The organism is Microbacterium sp. FW305-3-2-15-F-LB2 (assembly GCF_058787255.1).
Map to the genome: position 1 here is coordinate 3,383,961 of NZ_JBYSZO010000001.1, position 19,586 is coordinate 3,403,546.

The following is a 19,586-nucleotide window of genomic DNA, read 5'->3' on the forward strand; positions in this document are numbered from 1 at the left end:
AGTGGTGTCTGTCACCCCTCCATCATTGGCATCCGGCCGTCCGCGCCCGTGAAGCGCGCCGGATCGGTCACAGCCAGTGCTTGACCTTGAACGTCACCCAGAGCCCGAACGATGTCGCGGCCATGAGACCCAACGCCATCGGGTAGCCCAGCGTCCAGTCGAGCTCGGGCATGTTCTTGAAGTTCATGCCGTAGATCGCCCCGATTAGCGACGGCCCGAACAGGATCGCCGCCCACCCGGAGATCTTCTTCACCTGCTCGTTCTGCTCGAGCGAGGTCTCCGTCTGCCGGTGCGTGACGAGCGTCGCGTTCACGGTGAGCGCGTTGTCGAGGATGGCGCGGAGCGAGACGAGCTTGTCGCACTGGCGCAGCACGTGGTCGAGCACGTCGCGGAGCGACCGTTGCAGTTCGATGTCGACCCCGTACTTGTCCGCTCCGCGCAGCAGCGCCTGCAGCATGTCGCGCAGGGGCTCCGTCGCGCGCTGGAAGTGGATGACCTCGCGCGCCAGTTCGTAGATGCGCTGCGTGAGCTCGGTGTCGCCGACCCCGAACAGCGCGTCCTCGATCTCGTCGACGTCGTTCTGCAGACCCGCCGCCACCGGGTCGTACTGGTCGACGACCTCGTCGAAGATCGCGTAAAGCACGGCCTCGGGACCGCGGGCGAGGAGCTCGGGCTGTCCTTCGAGGCGGTGGCGCACGCGGGAGAGGTCGGGCACTTCGGCGTGGCGGACCGTGACGACGTAATCGGGCCCGACGAACACGTGCAGTTCGCCGAACTCGACCGTCTCGGTCTCGTCGATGTAGCGCGCCGGACGCAGCACCGCGAAGAGGTTGCCTCCGTACCGCTCGAGCTTCGAGCGCTGATGCCCGGCGAGCGCGTCCTCGACGGCGAGGGGGTGCAGGGAGAACTCGGCGGCCACCCGCGCGAGCTCTTCGGGCGAGGGGCGCAGGAGGCCGATCCAGGCCATGCCGCCGTGGGCCTCCATGTACTCGAAGGTCTGGTCGAGGCTCGACGGGTTCTCGATGCGGTGACCGTCCACGTACACGGCGCTGTCGATGATGGGCATGGTTTCGTTCTACCCCCGGAAAGGAAACGGCGGATGCCACTGGCGCGGGGCGGGTGGACGTGGCATCCGTTCAGCCGACCGGCTCGACCGCGGCGCGACGGGAGGCCGCCCTGACCGCTCCGATGCTCGCGGCGATGACGAGACCGATGCCGGCGATCTCGAGCCACGACAGGTGCTGACCGAGGAGGAGGAAGCCCGCGAGCGAGGCCGTCGCCGGGCCGAGGCTCATCATGATCGCGAACGCCGACGCGGGCAGGCGTCGGAGGGCCATGAGCTCGAGCGCGTACGGGATCGTCGACGACAGCACCGCGACGGCGGCACCGAGTGCGAGGATCTCCCACCGCAGCAGCCCGGCCCCCGCCTGGGCGATCCCGAAGGGCAGCGAGATCACCGCCCCGACGGTCATCGCGAGCGCCAGTCCGTCGAGGCGCGGGAACTCCCGGCCCGCGCGGGCCGAGGCGAGGATGTACAGCGCCCAGCTCGCCGCGGCGCCGAGCGCGAAGACCACGCCGAGGGCGTCGAGGCGGTCCCATCCGCCCGCGCCGAGGGCGACGACCCCCGTGAGCGCCAGACCGACCCACAGCCATCGGGCGACGCCCGTGGCCGTGAGGATCGACAGCGTCAGGGGCCCGAGCACCTCGATGGTGACCGTGACGCCCAGCGGAAGCCGCTCGAGCGCGAGGTAGAACAGCCCGTTCATGGATGCCAGCACCACACCGAACCACACGACCGACCGCCACGCGGCGGCGCTGTGCCCGCGGAGTCGGGGCCGCGCGATCGCGAGCAGCAGGAGGGCGGAGAACACCAGGCGCAGCATGACGATGCCGAGCGGCCCCGCGTGAGGGAAGAGCAGGACGGCGAACGACGCCCCGACCTCTTGGCAGGCGAGCCCGACCAGCACGAGGGCCGCGGCCGGCCCCTGACCGGACCGCCTCATCGCATCACTGGGCGGGAGGGCAGATCGCGATCGTGCCGAGGTTGTCGCGCATCTGCTGCGCGGTCCACGGCAGACCCGCTTCGGGCACCGTTCGGCCGTCGGCAGCGGGAGCCTTCGATGCGATCGCCGCGAGCTCCCACGCGAGCCAGGCGCCCGCCATGTCGCTGGCGCCCGAGTTGTTCAGCACCACGGCGACGGACATGCCCGTGGAGGGGTCGGCGAACGCTCCCACGATGTACCCCGGCGCCGATCCGTACTGGCCGATGAGGGAGCCCGCCTGGAACGCGCCGCCGGCGGCGGTGAACCACGTCGGCGCGTCGGCGCTGACCGGCACGGGGGCCGAGAATCGGTCGTTGCCGTCGGGCAGGAGCGCACCGGTCGCGAGCGCCTGCGCGTAGCGACCGAGATCGGTGATGTCGGTCACGACGCCGGAGTCACCGGCGCCGAAGCTCGCCGACGTGACGGTGAAGTCGGCGGGGTCGGTGCAGTTCCACGCGCCGTCACCCCCGCGCAGCGACCAGTAACCGTTGAGCGCGTTGGCCGATGGTGCCGCCGCGGCCGGCCCGGGAAGGGAGGTTGCGTCGAGCCCGAGTGGGCCGGCGACGCGTTCGGCGATCAGGTCGTCGAGCTTCTCGCCGGTCGCGCGTTCGACGGCCATGCCCGCCAGGAGGTAGTTAGTGTCGGAGCCGGCGAACGCCGCCCCCGGCGCGTTGAGACGAGGGCTGGCGATGCCGTAGGCCATCAGTTCCCGGTCGCTCCAGGCGCGATCGGGGTTGGTCAGCACCTGGTTCGCGAGGGTCGCCTGGTAGGCACCGAGACCCGACGTCCCATCGCACAGCTCGCGCAGCGTGATGTCGTCGTACCCGGGGAGACCGCTCACCCAGGTGGACACCGCGTCGTCGAGGGAGAACGTGCCGCCCGCGGCGAGCTCGTAGACGATGTCGCACGTCATGGCACGCGTCACATCGGCCGCGCGGAAACCCATGTCGGCGGTCACCTCGGCGCCGCCCGGGCCCTGGGTTCCGAGGCCCGACACCCACGTGCCGCTCCACGGCGCCCACACGCCGACGATGGCACCGGTGGAACCGGTGATCGCCATCGCCGAGGTGACGGCATCCCGCAACTGCGTGACGGTGTCATCCGGAAGGGAGGACTGCACCTGCTCGGGCACGTCGATGGATGCCGACGCCTGCGGCGTGCATCCGGACAGGGCGACCGCGATGATGCTGGCTCCCGCGACCACGATGGCCGCTGATCGGCGCCAACCCCGCATCTCTACCCCCACGATTCCGCGCGCGACGAAGCGTGCACTCGAAGAATTCAAACACACGCTGAACAATCGGAGCGTCCGCTTGCGCCCCGCCGGAGTCACGTCTGCATCACGGTTGCCGCCCTTTCTCGGCACCACGTGTCCACGGGGAGTTAGGTTCCCCTAACCCTTTGCGTATGATGTCCGCATGGCCGCCGTCGCTTCGTTCTCCGCCGCCCTGCGCGAGCGGTCGAGCGCGGCGAACACGTCATCCCCTCTCACGGACTTCCTGGTCGGCCTCGTCACCGGCGCGTGCACGCGGGAGGACTACATCTCCCACGTCATCCAGCAGTGGTTCATCTACGAGGCGCTCGAGGCCGGCGCCGACTCGCTGCGCGATCACCCGGTCGTCGCGGTGTTCTTGAGCGAGAAGCTCACCCGCCTCCCCGCGATCGCCGCCGACCTCGAATTCCTCGTCGGCCCCGACTGGCGCGAGCGGGTCGCCCCGCTGCCCACCACCCAGGCCTACGTGTCGCGCATCCGCCACCATGCCGCGCGGTGGCCGGGCGGTTTCGTGGCGCACCATTACACGCGTTACCTCGGCGACCTCTCCGGCGGGCCGTCGATCGGGCGACTCCTGCAGCGCCGGTTCGGCTTCGAGACGAACGGGATCGGCCTGTACCTGTTCGCCGACATCGCCGACCCGACGGCGTTCAAGCGCGTCTACCGGGAACAGCTGGATGCCGCCCCCTGGGACGACGACGAGAAGACGCGTGTCATCGATGAGGTGCTCGTCGCCTACCGTTTCACCACCGAGCTGTGCGCGGACCTCGTCCGCGCGAAAGCATCCCAGGTCGCCTGAGGGCGGTGTCAGGCCTCAGCCGCTTGCTGGCGGCCGAGCCATGCCTGCTTCATGAAGCGCCGCACGTCCTCGTCGACGCGGATGTCGCTCGGACGCAGGGGGCGGGACAGATACAGCCCGTCCAGCGAGGTCAGCCGGCTCAGCGCCACGTACGTCTGCCCGGGCGCGAACGCCCCGGCGCCGAGATCGACGACGGCGCGGTCGTAGGTCTTCCCCTGTGACTTGTGGATGGTCACGGCCCACGCGAGCCGCAGCGGGAACTGCGTGAACTCGGCCACGATCTCGCGCGAGAGGTTCTTGGTGCCGGGGTCGTAGGCGTAGCGATAGCGTTCCCAGACCGCCGGTTCGACATCGTGCTCGATCCCGTCGACATCGACGCGCACGCTGTCACCGGCGATGCGGGTGACGGTGCCGATCGTGCCGTTGACCCACCGCGGCGCCTCACCGAACTGCGCCGAGTCGTTGCGCAGGAACATCACCTGCGCGCCGATCTTGAGCGTGAGCGCGAGCTCCGCCGGGTAGTTGGCCTCGCCCCGCCCGAAGTCGCCCGAGATCTCGGCGTTCGCCGTCTGGGTGCGGCCGACCAGCTCCTCGAGATGGCGGCGATTGATCTCGTTCACGCGATCGTTGCGGGTCGCGAGCGTGATGATCGGGTGCTCTCCGTCGTCCGGATGAGGGGGCGTGCGGGCACCCGCGGAATTGAGGATGCCCGCCATCTCGGCCGTCACACGCCCGTAGCGCACCGCGTTGAGCAACGTCTTGAAGCCCGGGTCGGACTGCCGGTGGATCTCGACGAGTTCGTTGACGTGCAGGTCGGCGCCGTGCCGACCGATGTCGATGAGCCCGTCGCCGGACGCTTCCCCCGACCACACCTTCGCATCGAAGAACCAGAACGACCGGTAGTGGTCGCGGATGTACCGCGCCTCGTCCCCCCGCGGCGGGACCGGCGCGAGCTGATACGGGTCGCCGAACATGACGATCTGCGTCCCGCCGAACGGCTCGGCGCGACGACCCCGTGCCTGACGGAGCGAGCGGTCGATGGCATCCATCAGGTCGGCGTTGACCATCGAGATCTCGTCGATGACGAGCGTGTCGATGGCGTTGAGGAGCTTGCGCGTCGCGTCGTTCTGTTCGATGTCGCCGTTCGCGATGAGCCCGATCGGCAGCCGGAACAGCGAGTGGATCGTCTGCCCCTCGACGTTGAGCGCCGCCACCCCCGTGGGTGCGCACACGGCGATCTGCTTCTGCGTGTTCCACGCCAGGTGTTGCAGCAGCGTCGACTTGCCAGTGCCCGCGCGGCCCGTGACGAACACGTGCTCCCGTGTGTCCTCGATCAGCCGGAACAGCGCCTGCTGCTCGGGCGAGAGGGGAGGCGTGGTCACCGGTTCATGGTAGTTCGCGACGGGTGCCGGGGGCGGGAGCGATGTGGATGACCCCGGGTATCCGGCGTCAGGGCCCGGCTACGCCCGACCCGCCGCCACCCGCGCCAACCGGGAGAGCTCGATCGCCCGGGCGTCCACTCCCCCGGGGTTCGTCATCCGGGTGGGGATGTAGCCGAAGGCCATGTCGTACATCGGGTCGGCGAAGGCGATCGCGCCACCCGCGCCGTCATGACCGAACGCACGGAAACTCGCGAACGGCATGTCCGCGTGGGGCTTCATGAAGACGATTCCGAAGCTCATGGGGATGTGGAGGACGACGTCACGACCGCGCACCTGCACCTGCGCCATCTCCGCGAACGTGTCCGACGGGGCGATCGGAGCGCCGATGTGACCGAGCGTCGCCGCGTACAGCCGGGCGAGGCCGCGCGCGGATCCCACGCCACCGGCCGCGGCGGTCCCTCGGCGCCGCACCGCGACGGAATGCGGACCGAACCCCGCCAGGATCGGATCACCCGGGCGACCCAGGCTGCCCATCGCGGCGGCGAACAGGTTGTCGTACGGGCCCGGACCGGGAACGACGTCGTTCGCGGCCGGGCGCGGGTCGACGTATCGAGCGGACTGATCGTCCGGCAGACCGAGGAAGAAGTCGATGTCGCGCGGGGCGCGGATCCGGGATTCGTAGACGTCCTGCAGCTCCTCACCCGTGATGCGGCGGACCAGTTCCTCCATCAGGATGCCGATCGTGATCGAGTGATAACCGAAGGTGCTGCCGGGTCGCCACAGCGGCCGCTGACGGGCGAGCCGCCCTGCTCCCGCGCGGGAGTCGATCGCGTCCTCGGGACGGATGCCGTCATCCGTGGCCGGGAGCCCGGCCTGGTGCGACAGGAGCTGACGGACGGTGATCTCGCCCTTTCCCGCCGCCGCGAACTCCGGCCAGTAGTGCGAGACCGTGCGGTCGAGATCGAGGGCACCCTCGCCGAGGAGCAGTGCCATCACGGTCGCCGCCACCCCCTTCGACACGGAGTAGACCCCGGTGATCGCTTCCGCCCCCGGCCCGCAGGACAGGTCGACGACGTCGTCGTCACCGATGACGACGCACAGCTGTGCCCCGTAGTCCGGGTCGGCGGCGGAGAACTCCGCGAGACGCTCGCGGACGGATTCGTAGTCGGGGTGGATCCGACCCTCGACAGAGTTCACGGCATCCTCCTTGTGACAGTGCCCCCGATGGCACACCGCCGCCCCCGATGACGGCAGGTCGAGGATACTGCCAGCCGCGCTCTCCCGAGCACGGCAGCGGACCGCCCGCTCAGCAGACCGCCTGATCCCCACCGACGCGGCCGGCGGGTACCGGCATCCACGGGGATACGCCCGGGTCCGTGGACGCGGCGGCGGGACTGTCGCCCTGCGTCCACCATTTGGCCTGGAACGCCGCCCCCTCGAGTTCGACGCACTGCCCGGCCGTGTACACGGCGGCACCATCCCACGCGGGCAGGAGTCCCGCGGGCAGCGTCGGTTGGGGTTGAGGGTTCTCCCCGACGAGCACCGGCCCGATGATCGTCCACGGCGAGTCGCTCGCCGCCACCGTAGGGTCGTCGGGCTGGGCGCCCCTGGTCCACCACCGCGCTTCGTACACGGTGCCGTGCCAGACGACCTTCGTTCCGGCGAGGTAGGTACTGGCCGAAGCCCACACGGGGTAAGGACTGCGGGCGGGGTCGTCCGTCGGCGCAGGTGAGACGGGCGTGGGCATCGCGACGTCGGTGGCGGGCGCCGACGCGGTGAAGCCCGCCCCCAGCAGGGCGGCGAAGGTGGCGTCGCCCTGCTCCACGCCGCTGCACGCGTCCGAGACGACACGGACGTCCGCGTAGTTCTCGCCGCACGTCCGGTCACGGTTCAGCGACCACATCGACAGTCGGCCCAACCCCTGGGCGACGGCGAAGGTGTTCAGCTGTCGCGCATCGTCGAGACCGAACACCTCCTGCTCGACGTCGTTCTGCCCGATCATCGGCGTCGCGCCGACCTTCGCCCACGCGGTCGCGTCGCTGAGCGAGAGGCCGGCGTGGGCGTACGTGTCGCGGAGCTGATCGTGCACGGCGGTGAGCGCATGCTCGGAGACGTCCGCCATGCTCCGGCCACCGAGGTCGGTCCCGTAGTCCATCGTCATGGCATTCACGCCGGCGAGGTCGACCCCGGCGTCGAGCATCTGGTCCACGGCGGCGCGGCCGTCGTCCGTCAGCCCCCGCTCGGAGACGGGCAGAGTGAGCCACACCGCCAGCGGATGCCCGCTCGCCTGGCGCTCGCGCTGCAGGTCGGCCACGGCGAGCGCACGCCGGAGCCCGGCCACACGATCCGCGAGGTCGTCGTTCTCGATGTCGAGGTCGATGCTCGCGACGACGTACCGGTCGACGACATCCGCGTACGCCTCACGAAGGGTGTCGACGTCGGCGCAGACGGTCGCCAGCTCGCTGTTGGCCGCACCGCCGAAGGAGATGACGACATCGCCTCCGTGCTGGCGCAGCCGGGCGATACGACGGTCGAGGTCGAGGTCGTCACCGGCGCCGTCCAGCGAGTACGCGGTTCCCCAGGACGGAGTGCACTCGTCCGCACCGGCGGCGACCACGAACGACAGCACGACATCGCGCTTCTCGTCGTGACGCGGGGTCTCGAAGTCGTACGCGGGGGTCGCGGTGACGTCGACGTACCCGGCGAACCAGGGCGCCGGGACGTCCGCGCGCGCCTGGTCGGCCACCAGGAATCGGTATCCCGTGACCGCACCGGCGGCGACGACCACGACGACGGCCAGTCCCGCGATCACACGCCACGGCGACAGACGCTTGCCGTGGTGGGGTCCCGGGGCGGGCGGGGAGACATAACTGACGCGGGAGTTCATCGGATGCCGAGATCGCTCGTCGATGGCACGACGGGGCGTGCCTCCGTTTCGAACTCCGGGGGTGTCGTCTGCACGGTGGCGCGGTCGCCGACCGCGGGATACCCGTGGTACAGAGCGGCCTCCCAGTCGAATTCGACGCCGGCCGACGGGTGCGCGGCCGGGCCGGACGCGACCGGAACCCACATCCAGTCCGTCAGGCCGAGCCACACGTCGACCAGGGAGTTGCGTACGCCGATGTTCTCGACGATCGCCCAGGCGGCGCAGAGGGAGTTGAACCCGGCGAAGGCGGCGGTGCCCCAGTTCTGCGCCGACGCGTTCCACCACGCGGTGACGACCGAGAAGACGAGGATCGCCCAGGGGCTGACCACGTAGAGCAGCTGCGTCGCCGTTCGGTCACGGACCTTCGGCGTCCGCGCGAACGGGATCTTGCGCCCGGTGAGGGCCTGCTCGACGGACTTGAGGACGCCCGCGAGGTTCACGGGGAGCAGGATGAGGTTGAAGCCGTAGATCCGGAAGATGTCCCGCCGACGGTAGCCGGTGTTGCGGAGATCACTGGCCTGCGACAGGAAGTACGGCAGGGCGGCGAGGACCACGAGCGGACTGAGAAGCGCGCTGTCGAACGGGAACGCGAGGAGGAAGACCAGTCCGACGCTCGCCCACGCGAGCGAAGCCATGTAGTTCACACGGAGGAGCCATTCGGTGAGCCGCACGGGGTTGTCGGTGCGGCGTCGCGCTCGGGCCTGGGCGAGGAACTTGGGGAGGATGAGCAGCCCGCCGTTCGCCCAGCGGCGGCGCTGGACGACGAGCGAGCCGAAGTCCGGGGGCGTCGCGCTGTAGCTCAAGCGCTCGGGGTAGTTCACGAGCGTCCATCCGCGCTGAGTGAGGTCGATGCTGGACTCGGTGTCTTCGATGACCGTGCGGTCCTGCACGTAGCGGCGCACCTCGAAACCGGGAGTGGACTCGATCTCGAGGATGTCGTCGAGCGCCTCCATCCGGATGACGGCGTTCGCCCCCACCCAGAACGTGGCACTGTGGGCGGTCATGCCCTGGTGGAGGATGTGCTGGATGTCGGTCGTCGCGCCCGCGAGGCGTTCGATGCGGGTCGGCGCACCGCGGAACGAGGAGTACGGCGTCTGCGTGACGGCGACGCGTTCGTTGCCGGGTTGCTCGAGGAAGTAGACCAGGCGCAGGCAGTAGTCGCGGAGCAGCAGGGAGTCGGCGTCGAGGGTGAGCAGGTACTCGGCGTTGGGCACGACGAGGTCCGCCTCGGCGGCCCCCGAGACGAGCCGGAGGTGCGTGCCCTGCGGGTTGCGTTCCGCGCGGTAGCGGCCGCCCATGAGGCCGATGTACGCGTTCAGGTTCATCGCCTTGTTGGGCTCGTGCGACAGAGAGGCGTATGCCTTGCGCTCGAAGACCGCCATGTCCGCGGTGAAGATGCGGGTGAGCCGTCGATGAAGACCGAGGAGGCGGTCCGACTCCGGCGCTCGCCCGGCGGACAGGGCGGCGCCGAGGGCCTGTGCGGTCAGCTCGAGATCGTCCGCGAGGCCGCGGAGCACCTGATCGATGAAGAACGTGTCGACATGATCCTCGTGAGACTCGGTGTCGGCCATGTGGCGCAGCCACCGCACGGCTTCGGCGTAGGCGAGGTGAACGCGTCGGACGGCGTCCTGTCCCGCCCGCCCCGTCGTCAGCAACTCGTGCTCGAGCGTGAGGAGCGACTCGGAGAACAGCGATCGCGGGCCCTCGAGATCCGCTTGGATGCCGGCGGCGAGCGCGCGCGTCGCGGCGAGCCGTGCCCGGTCGGTGGGATCGGTGGGCGAGGGCGGGTCGTCCAGGAGCAGGACGACCCTCAGGTCGGGGTACTCCTGCAGCGCTGCGGACCAGAGCGTCTTGCGGATGACCGACGGCTCTTCCGCATACGAGGGGACGAGCACGGTGAGGCCGTCACCGTGCCCGGTGAGGAAGTGCTGGTCGAGTTCTGCGCGCGCCGCGCGGGTGTGACGACGGAACCGGCCGAGCGCACCTTCTCGGGCGACCAGGTACATCAGCGCCGACAGGGTGAGGAAGGTCACGACCGCGGCATACAGCCACGCCTCGACGGACAGGAGGTACTCGTCGGGGCCGTAGGACGTGAGCTGCCGCACGACGGTCGTCAGGATGTAGGCCGCCCAGGCGACCACGGTGACGATGATCGCCGCGCGAGCCCACACCAGGGTCGCGGCAGACGGCTTCGTGTGCACGGTGGGCAGGGGGACGCGCGTGCGCTCGGATCCCCACTGCCGCCGACGGGTGTGTGGGAGCGCTCCCACGCGCTGTCGCAGACGTCGGTTCGATCGAGACATGGTTTCCCCTGAGCGTCGCGGGTCGAATCCGACGCTGAGCGCTCGTTCGGGTCGAGCGCGATGGCCCGCTCGCCGCCGCGGTCGTGCTCGGGGCGGGCCGCTGATCAGACTGCACCCGATCGACGGTTTCCCGCCTCCGTTCGCCCCTGCTCGGGGACAGAAATGCGGATTCCTTGCGCCGATCTTGCGCCGACCTTGCGCTTCGCCGGATCTGGTCAGGTGACCAAAGGCTTCGGGGCCCACCGAGAATATGCTGTGTCGATGCCCGACGCGCACGAGAGAGGCACCCGGCAGGCGCTCATCGAGGCGGCTGTGGAGGTGATCGCCGCTGAGGGCATCGTCGGGGCGACGACGCGCCGGATCACCGACGCGGCGGGTCTCCCCCTCGGCGCTCTGCATTACTGGTTCGCCACCAAGGGTCACCTCCTCGAGGCGGTGGCCGAGCACATCCTCGCGAGGATCGCCGAGCGGATGGGGCAGGCGGGTCGGGCGCCCGATCTCGCCGACCAGCTGCTGTGGCTCTTCGAGGATTCGGGCAGGTACGCGCCGGAGGAGCAGCTCGCGTTCTTCGAGATCACGATGCAGTCTCTCCGCTCACCGACATCCGTCACCTCCCGGACGGGTCAGGGCGACGTGGCCGGGTTCGGCGAGAAGATGCTCGAGCCGTGGCGCGCCGGCGCCGATGCGACCCTTCCGGGCGGATTCCCCGCCCTCGTCGCACTGGTCAAGAGCGCCACCATCGGCATGTGGTTCGAGCGACTGAGCCTCGACGAGCACGACATCCGACCCGGGATGGAGTTGCTCGCCGAACTCCTCCGTCATGTCCCGCGCGCGGACCCGACGGACTGATCTGACCGCTGCCCCCCCCCCCCCCCCGATGCGCGGCCCTAGGGGCCGGGGTGCGGCCGAGACGGGTCGCCCGCCGCGGGCAGCGGCGGCTCGGTGCGGACGACGAGCCATGCCGCCTGACCCGCGAGCACGTCGGCGACGTGGCTGCGGAACCGGTGGCACTCCGTGATGTCGTGCGAACGGCACCGCAGGGCGTGCTCGGTCATCGCCCGGGCCTGCGCGATGTCGGCGGCCCGACGGTCGAGTTCCGCGACGTGCTCCTCGAGGACGCGGTGTCGGTCCGGTGCTCCCTCGTCGAGGAGCACGCGGATCTGGTCGAGCGACATCCCCGCGGCCTTGTTGCGCAGAATCACCGCGATGCGGACGAGGTCGGGGTCGCCGAACCGTCGGCGGCCTCCGGCGTCGCGCGTCGGGTGCAGCAGCCCCGCGTCCTCCCAGTGCCGCAACACATGGGTCTCGAGCCCGAACCGGGCCGCCGCGTCGCCGATCGCTTGATCATTTGACTTCATGTCGACATGAAGTCACACGATGGTCGCGAACGCAAACGAAAGGAGCCCCCGTGTACGAGGCCATCATCATCGGCGGCGGTCCCGCCGGACTCCAGGCCGCCCTCACGCTCGGCCGCATGCACCGCCGCACCCTCCTGCTGGACTCGGGCGAGTACCGGAACGCGACGGTCGATCACGCCCACAATCTGCTCGGCAACGACGGCACCGCACCGGCGGACCTGCGCGGCCGAGGCCGTGATGAGCTCTCCGCCTATCCGACGGTGGAGATCCGGGATGCCGCGGTCTCCGTGGTCGCAGCCGAGACCGACGGCGTGCGCGTCGAGGTCGCGGGCGAAACACTCCGCGCAGAGTTCGTCGTGCTGGCCACGGGCCTCGCCGACGAGCTCCCGCCCATCCCCGGGCTGGCGGAGAACTGGGGCAATCGCGTCGCCAACTGCCCGTTCTGCCACGGCCATGAATTCGCCGGTCGCCCGGTGGCCGTCCTCAACGCGTCGCCGCACGCGGCAATGCTGCGCGGAATGCTCCTGCCGGTGGCATCCGAGGTCATCGTCCTCGACCCGGCGCGCGTCGTGCGGGCGGAGAGCCTCGACGACGGCCTGCGGATCGTGCTCGACGACGAATCGACCATCGACGCCGCCGGCGCCTTCGTCGCTCCCGTCTCGCGGCAGCGGGCCCCCTTCGCGGCGCAACTCGGCCTCGACGTGCAGGAGTCCGGGGCGGTGCGGATCGATCCGTTCGGACGCACGAGCGTGGAACGCGTCTTCGCGGCGGGCGACATGGCCCACCCCGATCACTTCCCGGGGCCGATGGCGACGCTCGCGGCGGCGATCGCGGCGGGGCAGCTGGCGGCCGTCGCCATCGTGCAGGGCCTCTCCGCGCCGCGGTGAGTCACGAGGCGGACGCCGACCTCACGCTCTCGCCCTTCACCGCTCTCGCGATTCCGCGCCGCCCGGTGCGAGATCCTGCAAGCCCATGACGCGGAGCAGGTCGAGGCGGTCGGCATCGGGGGTCCCCGGCGCCGTCGTGTACACCACGACCCGGAGATCGCCGCCGGGAACGCTGAGCACGTCGCAGTCCACCTCGATCGCGCCGACCGGGGTCTGAACGCGTTTGCGGCTGCTGCGGTGCTCGGCGACGTGGGCGGAATCCCAGCGCCGCTCGAATTCCGGTGAATCGCGGCGCAGGAGGGACACGAGGTCGGCGAGATCGCGGTCGGCGGGATAGCGTCCGACGGCCGAGCGGAGGTCGGCGACCAGGTCGCGCGCGAATTCCTCGTCGTGCACGGCATCCCATTCGATTCCGTCGTGTCCACGCAGGAAGTGTCGCCATACGACGTTCCGCTCCAGGGCGGTGCGCTGAAGCGGGTCGCCGTCGATGGTCGCCCAGAGCGTGTTCCACAGAAGCAGGTCGTGAGCGGCGGTGAACACGGCGAGAGGCACGTCACCGAGGCGGTCGACGAGACGCTGGACTCCGGGAGTGATGTGGCGCGGGACGAGCCCATGAGCGGGAGGCGCGGACCCGGCGGCACGATAGAGATGGTCTCGCTCCGCTGTCGTGAGGCGCAGAGCCGTGGCCAGTGCGCCGAGAAGCTGCGCGGAAGGGTGGGTGGCGCGACCCTGCTCGAGGCGCACGACGTAGTCGACACTCACACCCGCGAGAGCAGCAAGCTCTTCGCGCCGAAGCCCCCGTGTGCGGCGTCCCGGCCCTCCCGGCAGCCCGACCGCCTCGGGACGAACGCGCTCGCGCCACGATCGAAGCACGCTCGCGAATTCACTCATCGCTCCATCATGCGTCGCTTTCTCTCGGGGAGCCTGGTACCGGCAGTCCCCCGTCCGGTCCATGCCTGGGAGCTTCTCCCCGACCGACGAAGGATGGAGCCATGACAACGACACTCATCACCGGGGCCAACCGCAGCCTCGGTCTGGAAACCGCGCGCCGCCTCATCGACGCGGGGCACACCGTCTACGCCGGTATGCGCGATCTCGCACAGGCGGGCGAGGTGCAGACACTCGGCGCACATCCCGTCCGCCTCGACGTCACCGACCAGTCGTCCGTGGATGCCGCGTTCGCGGCACTTCCCGAACTCGACGTGCTCGTCAACAGTGCGGGCGTCCTCGGAACCTCGCACGGCGTCGACGACCTCGATGTCGACGCCATGACCGACGTCTTCGACACCAACGTCATGGGCGTCGTGCGCGTCATACAGGCGGCGCTGCCGCTCCTGCGACGCTCCTCGACCCCGGTCATCGTCAACGTCGCTTCGGGCGTGGGATTCGCGCGCTGGCTGACGACGCCCGGACGCGATGAGTTCGGGGTGCCGTCCGTGCCCTACGCCGCGTCCAAGGCCGCGGTGATCGCGCTCACCGTGCAGTACGCCAAGAACCTGCCCGACATGCGCGTGAACGCCGCGGACCCGGGGTACACCGCCACCGCCTTCAACGGATTCAGCGGTCACCAGACCATCACCCAGGGCACGGACGCCACGGTCGCGCTCGCAACGATCGATCGCGACGGTCCGACCGGCGAATTCCACGATCGTACGGGCGTCATCGCGTATTGAGACGGCTCACCGCGACCTGCGCGGCCGACGTATTCCGCGTCCGCGCAGGTCGCTTTCCTAGACTGGGTCCGTGCACGCAACGGACGGGGGCCCGGTAGCGCCTACGGGTGCTGCCTCGCCGCGCCCGCGCCGACTGGCGCGCGACTTGACGATCCTCGGCGTCGTGGGCCTTCTCCTCGTCGCCGCGCTCGGCGCCGGAGCGGCTGCCGCGTACCGCGAGCTGTACAGCCCCCGCGCATTCGTCCTGCACTACCTCGACCTGCTCCACGACCGACGGGCGACGGATGCCCTGGCCGTCCCGGGCGTCGCGGTGGACTCGGTGGACCTCGAGAGGGCGGGCCTTCCCGCGACGGCATCCGAGGCGCTGCTGCGCACCGACGCACTGCAGACGATCAGCGACGCACTCGTGACGAACGAGGTCGCCGACGGCGACGTGACCCGGGTCACCGTCGACTACCGAGCCGGCTCGTACACCGGTCGCACCACCTTCGCGGTCCGCCAGGACGGCTGGATCGGCGTCGTTCCGCGCTGGCGTTTCGACGTCAGCCCCCTCGCCGTCGTCGATCTCACCGTGCGCGGGTCGATGCAGTTCTCGGTCAACGACTTCGAGATCGACAAGCGGCAGGTGTCGATGGACGGGGCGGATGCCGACCCCTCCGCGGCCGTCCCCCTGCTGGTGTTCTCGCCGGGCCTGTACTCCGTGGCGGTGGACACGGCGATCTCGGCGACGCCCGGCGTGGCCATCCTCGCGGACTCGCCGCTCACCGACGTGCCGGTCGAGATCCAAGCGGAGCCCACCGAACAGTTCGTCTCGGTCGTCCAGCAGCGTGTCGAAGGCTTCCTGACCACGTGCGCGGAGCAACGAGTGCTGCAACCCACCGGCTGCCCGTTCGGGTTCACCGTGCGCAATCGGATCGACGACGCCCCCACCTGGTCGATCTCGCAGCAGCCGACCGTGTCGGTGGTGCCCGACGGCGCCGGGTGGCGCATCCCCTCCGCGCGGGCCGTGGCCCACATCGAGGTCGACGTGCGCTCGATCTTCGACGGGTCGGTGCGCACCGTCGAGGAGGATGTGCCGTTCACCGTCGACGGCCAGATCTCGGTGCAGCCCGACGGCTCGGCATCCATCACCATCGGGGGAAGCCTGGACTGAGCGCCGGACGGGTCAGCGGCCCTGCGCGGCCTGGCGTTCGGCGATGCGCGCATCGCGTTCGGCGATCCGCTGCAGTTCCGCGTTGTACTCGTCGAGCTCGATGTCGCCGACCCGATCGACGTGGCGGTCGCGGCGGCGCTGCTGCCGCTCGTCGCTGCGACTCCACTGGATCGCGACGGTGATGGCGAGGATCAGCGTCGGGATCTCGCCCACGCTCCACGCGACGCCGCCGCCGGTGTACTGGTCTTGCAGCGGGGTGGCGCCCCACGTCCGCCCCATCGACCCGAACCATTCGGCCGCGATGAGGCCGGAGTTCATCATGATCGCGATGCCGAAGAACGCGTGCATCGCCATGACGGCGATCAGGATGAGGAGCCGCCCCGGGTACGGCAGGCGGTAGGGCACCGGGTCGATGCCGATGAGGCTCAGGACGAACAGGTACCCGGTGATGAGGAAGTGCGCGACCATCCAGATGTGGCCGACGTGGTCGTACAGCGACCACCGGAACAGGTCGGTGTAGTAGAACGCCCACAGCGACACGATGAACAGCCCCGCGGCCACGAACGGATTCGTGAGCACCTTCGCGACGGGGTTGTGCACGGCCCACAGGATCCACTCGCGGCCACCGCGCGAACCGTCCTCGCGCTTTCGGATGGCGCGAGCGGCGAGCGTGACGGGGGCTCCCGCGACCAGCAGCAGCGGAATCGCCATCGACAGCAGCATGTGCTCGATCATGTGCACGCTGAACAGGTAGTCCTGATAGACGTTCAGCGGTCCGGAGGTGACCCAGAAGACGGCCAGCATGCCGAGCGACCACAGCACCGTGCGGTGGATGGGCCAGGCGTCGCCGCGCCGGTGCAGACGCCATACGCCCGCCAGATAGAAGAAGAGCCCGAAGCCGGCGACGAACGTCCACAGCAAGTCGATGTCCCACGCCGTGAACCAGCGATCGATCGTGAACTCCGCCGGGAGGGGCGAGCCGGTGAGCACCTCGGCGGGCGTCTGCCCGATCGGGGGAAGGTCGGCGGCAGGAGGAGGCGTGCGGGCGAGGGCGACGGCGATGCCGCTCGCGACACCCATGAAGACGAGCTCGAGCAGGACCACCCCCCAGAATCGGCGCGATCCGTTCTCGCTGCCCATCCCGGCGATGAGACGTCGGCGGTACCAGGCGCCGAGGATGCCCATCGCGACGAGCGCGGTGACCTTGACCAGGACGAGGAGGCCGTACGGCGACAGGAGATTCTGCCAGCCGACGAGGCCGATGGACGCGCGCACGGTGCCCGAGATCGCGACGACGATGAAGGCCACGAGCGCGATCGAGGAGTACCGCAGCAGCGCAGCCTGGACCTGCGCGCGAGTCATCGCGGGGCGGACGACGACCAGCAGGATCAGGCCCCCGAGCCACACGGCCGCGGCGAGGATGTGCAGCACGAGCGAGGTGACGGCCGCCGTGTGGCTCGCCTCGGTTCCCGCGTGGCCCTGCGTGCCCATCGGGATGAGGGACGCGAGCGCGAGGATCGCGACGAGGAGCGTCGGCACCCAGCTCCGCACCGCGAACGTGAGCACCGTGAGCACGGCGCCCGCGATCGTGGTGATGAGCCACGCCGGACCGATCTCGGTCTCGACGAGGAAGCGCCCCAGCTGCTGACCGAAGACGGCGTCGAGCGTGGGGGTGGCGTTGATGACGTTGAGGAAAGTCAGGAACCCGGTCGTGGCGGACGCCACCGTGAAAACGGCGGCACCGATGGATGCCGTGTCGAGAGCGATCTCGAACGGCCGCTCCCCCGCGGGAAGCGCGAACAACGCGAGGACCAGCGAACCCACCATCGTCGCCGCCGACAGGTTGACCACGAGCGTCGCGGCGGGGAGACCCCACCGGACGAAGGGACCAGGGTCAGCCAGCAGCGACGGCGCGGCACCGCCGCCGTAAGCGAGACCCGCGACGACACAGATCACCGAGACCACGACCAGGATGACGGGTCCGGCCACGCGCAGGGCTCGGGGATTCACCCCCCAAGCCTACGTCGCGCGGGAACGCAAGAGGGGGGATGCCAGCCGGCATCCCCCCTCTCACAGTGTGCTGTCGTCTTACTTGACGGCGGCCTTCAGCTTGGAGCCGGCGGTGACCTTGACGCGCTTGCCCGCGGGGATCGAGATCTCCTCGCCCGTCTGAGGGTTGCGGCCGGTGCGGGCCGACGTGGCGACCTGCTCGAAGGCGATCCAGCCGGGGATCGAGACCTTGCTGCCCTTGGCGACCGCCTCGGAGACGGTGGAGAAGAGGGAGTCGAGCACGCTCGACACGGCGGACTGGCTCTGCCCGGTCGCGCTCGCGATGCTCGCGACGAGCTCGGTCTTGGTGATGGACTTGTCGGCCATGTGGTTGTCCTCCAGGCGACGCTCGTGTCGCCTCTCGTTACATCGGACGAGGAGGAATCCTCCTCGGTGGTCGGGAGACCGCCTCGACAGTATCAACCGAACCGCGGAATTACGCGGATTTTGATGGATTTCGCCCGTGAACGGGCGGCGTGTCGCGAGTCCCGTGTGCCCAGAGGGGCTCGTGGGACACGAGAGTGGCCCGACAGCCTCACTCCTTCGAGCGCAAACGGACCCCAGCGGCGGCAAGCACGATGGCCCCCACGACCGCAGCGATTCCCCACGGCACGAGGGCGCCGACGTCGGGTATACCGCTCGCGGCGAGCCGGGGCACGGGGGTCGGTGCGAACGAGGGCGTTGACGCCGGGGTGAGCATGGAGGACACGGGGAGAGGAGACTCGCTGGGCGAGGGGGTCGGCGAGGGGGCGCCCGCCGCCACGATCGTGAGCTCCGTGCTGTCCCAGACCTGCCCCGCGACGAAGAGCACCTGATGTGTGCCCGGCCGAATGTCCGGAACCTGCCACGACGTGAACAGGTCGCCGTTCGCGCCGGTCTCCCCCAGGCAGGCCTGCACGACGGGGTCGGCCTTCACCAGAAGACAGAGTTCTTGGAAGGGAGTGAACCCCGCGGCGAAGATCGTGATGCTCTCGCCGACGGAGGCCGTATCCGGAGACAGGTGGACGCCCGCCCCGTCGTTCCCCGGGAGGGGCTCACCGGCCGGGAGCACCAGCAGATTCAGCTCCCCGATCTGACCACCCACCCGCACGTCGACCTGATGCTGGCCGGGGCTCAGGTCGGGGATCGTGAAGGGCAGCGTGAAGGTCCCATCGCTCGCACTCTTGCCGACGAGGGTCGGTTCCGGACTCGCCGTCGTCGTCACGAGCACGTCGGTGTCGGCGGGAAAGTCGAGACCGATCAGCTGGAGCTGTTGACCGACCGTCCCCGCGGGCGGCTCGAACCACACCGCGCCATCCGATGCCCCGGGGTCGGGCGTCGGACCAGAATCGGATGCCACGACCTCGGCCGGGAGGAAGAACGCGTTCGGCTCATCAACGGCACCCGCCGCGCCCCCGGCACCGAACACGGCCGCAAGGCCGAACCCGACTCCCCACGTGACGACACGCTGCACCGCTCTGATCACGTCCGCTCCCTCGAATCAGACGAAGGTCGGTGCCCCGCCGCCTTCGCGCGAAGCCTAGCGAACGAAGGGGATGCCCGGGAAACGCAGGCGAAGTCAGGGCGCGGAGCGCGCGGCTCCTCGGCGTCGTTGCCCCCGCTCGACCCACGTGACTTCCTGAAACGGGTGAATCCCGGGGGAAGAGGAATTGAGTCCACCCCGAGCAGCAACGGGATCTCTTGCGACGACGGTGCCGACTCGTGACGGCCGTCACGCGCGCTGACGCCCGCCAAGCGCCTC

17 protein-coding genes are annotated in these 19,586 nt (G+C 70.0%); 5 read left to right on the forward strand and 12 right to left on the reverse strand.

Going from position 1 to position 19,586, the window contains the following annotated elements:
- Positions 1-67: 67 nt before the first annotated feature.
- From AC3WLZ_RS16295 to AC3WLZ_RS16305, 3 genes are all read right to left on the reverse strand, one after another.
- Entirely contained in the window at positions 68-1,066 is a 999-nt protein-coding gene (locus tag AC3WLZ_RS16295) for a magnesium and cobalt transport protein CorA (protein ID WP_492470779.1), read from the reverse strand.
- A 70-nt stretch (positions 1,067-1,136) separates the two neighbouring features.
- Complete coding sequence (locus AC3WLZ_RS16300; RefSeq protein ID WP_492470780.1) at positions 1,137-2,003, reverse strand: EamA family transporter; 867 nt, start codon at positions 2,001-2,003, stop codon at positions 1,137-1,139.
- Between the two features lie 4 nt (positions 2,004-2,007).
- Complete coding sequence (locus AC3WLZ_RS16305; RefSeq protein ID WP_412925970.1) at positions 2,008-3,276, reverse strand: serine hydrolase domain-containing protein; 1,269 nt, start codon at positions 3,274-3,276, stop codon at positions 2,008-2,010.
- 184 nt (positions 3,277-3,460) lie between these two features.
- Here AC3WLZ_RS16305 and AC3WLZ_RS16310 point away from each other — a divergent pair, with 184 nt between their 5' ends.
- Complete coding sequence (locus AC3WLZ_RS16310; protein WP_412925971.1) at positions 3,461-4,114, forward strand: biliverdin-producing heme oxygenase; 654 nt, start codon at positions 3,461-3,463, stop codon at positions 4,112-4,114.
- An 8-nt stretch (positions 4,115-4,122) separates the two neighbouring features.
- Here AC3WLZ_RS16310 and AC3WLZ_RS16315 read toward each other — a convergent pair whose 3' ends face one another.
- From AC3WLZ_RS16315 to AC3WLZ_RS16330, 4 genes are all read right to left on the reverse strand, one after another.
- Positions 4,123-5,496 (reverse strand): ATP-dependent DNA helicase, encoded by a 1,374-nt coding sequence (locus AC3WLZ_RS16315; protein ID WP_412925972.1) that lies wholly within the window; start codon positions 5,494-5,496, stop codon positions 4,123-4,125.
- A 78-nt stretch (positions 5,497-5,574) separates the two neighbouring features.
- The gene (locus tag AC3WLZ_RS16320) at positions 5,575-6,693 is read right to left on the reverse strand and encodes a serine hydrolase domain-containing protein (RefSeq protein WP_492470781.1); all 1,119 of its coding nucleotides are present in this window, start codon (positions 6,691-6,693) and stop codon (positions 5,575-5,577) included.
- 109 nt (positions 6,694-6,802) lie between these two features.
- Positions 6,803-8,383: a chitinase gene (locus AC3WLZ_RS16325; protein ID WP_492470782.1), complete on the reverse strand. Its 1,581-nt coding sequence runs from the start codon at positions 8,381-8,383 to the stop codon at positions 6,803-6,805.
- The gene (locus AC3WLZ_RS16330) at positions 8,380-10,725 is read right to left on the reverse strand and encodes a glycosyltransferase family 2 protein (protein WP_492470783.1); all 2,346 of its coding nucleotides are present in this window, start codon (positions 10,723-10,725) and stop codon (positions 8,380-8,382) included. Before AC3WLZ_RS16330 ends, AC3WLZ_RS16325 begins: the two co-directional genes overlap by 4 nt.
- Positions 10,726-10,986: 261 nt before the next feature.
- Between AC3WLZ_RS16330 and AC3WLZ_RS16335 the strand changes: the two genes are divergently transcribed.
- Positions 10,987-11,574, forward strand: a complete 588-nt coding sequence (locus AC3WLZ_RS16335; protein ID WP_492470784.1) for a TetR/AcrR family transcriptional regulator — start codon at positions 10,987-10,989, stop codon at positions 11,572-11,574.
- 38 nt (positions 11,575-11,612) lie between these two features.
- Here the strand turns inward: AC3WLZ_RS16335 and AC3WLZ_RS16340 are convergent, their stop codons facing one another.
- Positions 11,613-12,083: a helix-turn-helix domain-containing protein gene (locus AC3WLZ_RS16340; RefSeq protein WP_492470785.1), complete on the reverse strand. Its 471-nt coding sequence runs from the start codon at positions 12,081-12,083 to the stop codon at positions 11,613-11,615.
- A 50-nt stretch (positions 12,084-12,133) separates the two neighbouring features.
- Between AC3WLZ_RS16340 and AC3WLZ_RS16345 the strand changes: the two genes are divergently transcribed.
- Positions 12,134-12,970 carry an NAD(P)/FAD-dependent oxidoreductase gene (locus tag AC3WLZ_RS16345; RefSeq protein ID WP_492470786.1) on the forward strand — a complete coding sequence of 279 codons (837 nt, stop codon included), beginning with the start codon at positions 12,134-12,136 and terminating at the stop codon, positions 12,968-12,970.
- A 36-nt stretch (positions 12,971-13,006) separates the two neighbouring features.
- Here AC3WLZ_RS16345 and AC3WLZ_RS16350 read toward each other — a convergent pair whose 3' ends face one another.
- Positions 13,007-13,861 carry a helix-turn-helix domain-containing protein gene (locus tag AC3WLZ_RS16350; RefSeq protein WP_492470787.1) on the reverse strand — a complete coding sequence of 285 codons (855 nt, stop codon included), beginning with the start codon at positions 13,859-13,861 and terminating at the stop codon, positions 13,007-13,009.
- 101 nt (positions 13,862-13,962) lie between these two features.
- On the opposite strand from AC3WLZ_RS16350, the gene AC3WLZ_RS16355 reads away from it, so the two are divergent.
- Both AC3WLZ_RS16355 and AC3WLZ_RS16360 read left to right on the forward strand, forming a co-directional pair.
- Positions 13,963-14,643, forward strand: coding sequence for an SDR family NAD(P)-dependent oxidoreductase (locus AC3WLZ_RS16355; RefSeq protein WP_492470788.1), 681 nt, complete (start codon positions 13,963-13,965; stop codon positions 14,641-14,643).
- 70 nt (positions 14,644-14,713) lie between these two features.
- Positions 14,714-15,796 carry a hypothetical protein gene (locus AC3WLZ_RS16360; RefSeq protein WP_492470789.1) on the forward strand — a complete coding sequence of 361 codons (1,083 nt, stop codon included), beginning with the start codon at positions 14,714-14,716 and terminating at the stop codon, positions 15,794-15,796.
- 12 nt (positions 15,797-15,808) lie between these two features.
- Here the strand turns inward: AC3WLZ_RS16360 and AC3WLZ_RS16365 are convergent, their stop codons facing one another.
- The 3 genes from AC3WLZ_RS16365 to AC3WLZ_RS16375 form a co-directional block, all read right to left on the reverse strand.
- Positions 15,809-17,806 (reverse strand): bifunctional copper resistance protein CopD/cytochrome c oxidase assembly protein, encoded by a 1,998-nt coding sequence (locus AC3WLZ_RS16365; RefSeq protein WP_492470790.1) that lies wholly within the window; start codon positions 17,804-17,806, stop codon positions 15,809-15,811.
- A gap of 78 nt (positions 17,807-17,884) precedes the next feature.
- Entirely contained in the window at positions 17,885-18,172 is a 288-nt protein-coding gene (locus AC3WLZ_RS16370) for an HU family DNA-binding protein (RefSeq protein ID WP_022878194.1), read from the reverse strand.
- Between the two features lie 208 nt (positions 18,173-18,380).
- Positions 18,381-19,310 carry a hypothetical protein gene (locus AC3WLZ_RS16375; RefSeq protein WP_492470791.1) on the reverse strand — a complete coding sequence of 310 codons (930 nt, stop codon included), beginning with the start codon at positions 19,308-19,310 and terminating at the stop codon, positions 18,381-18,383.
- Positions 19,311-19,586 lie beyond the last annotated feature (276 nt).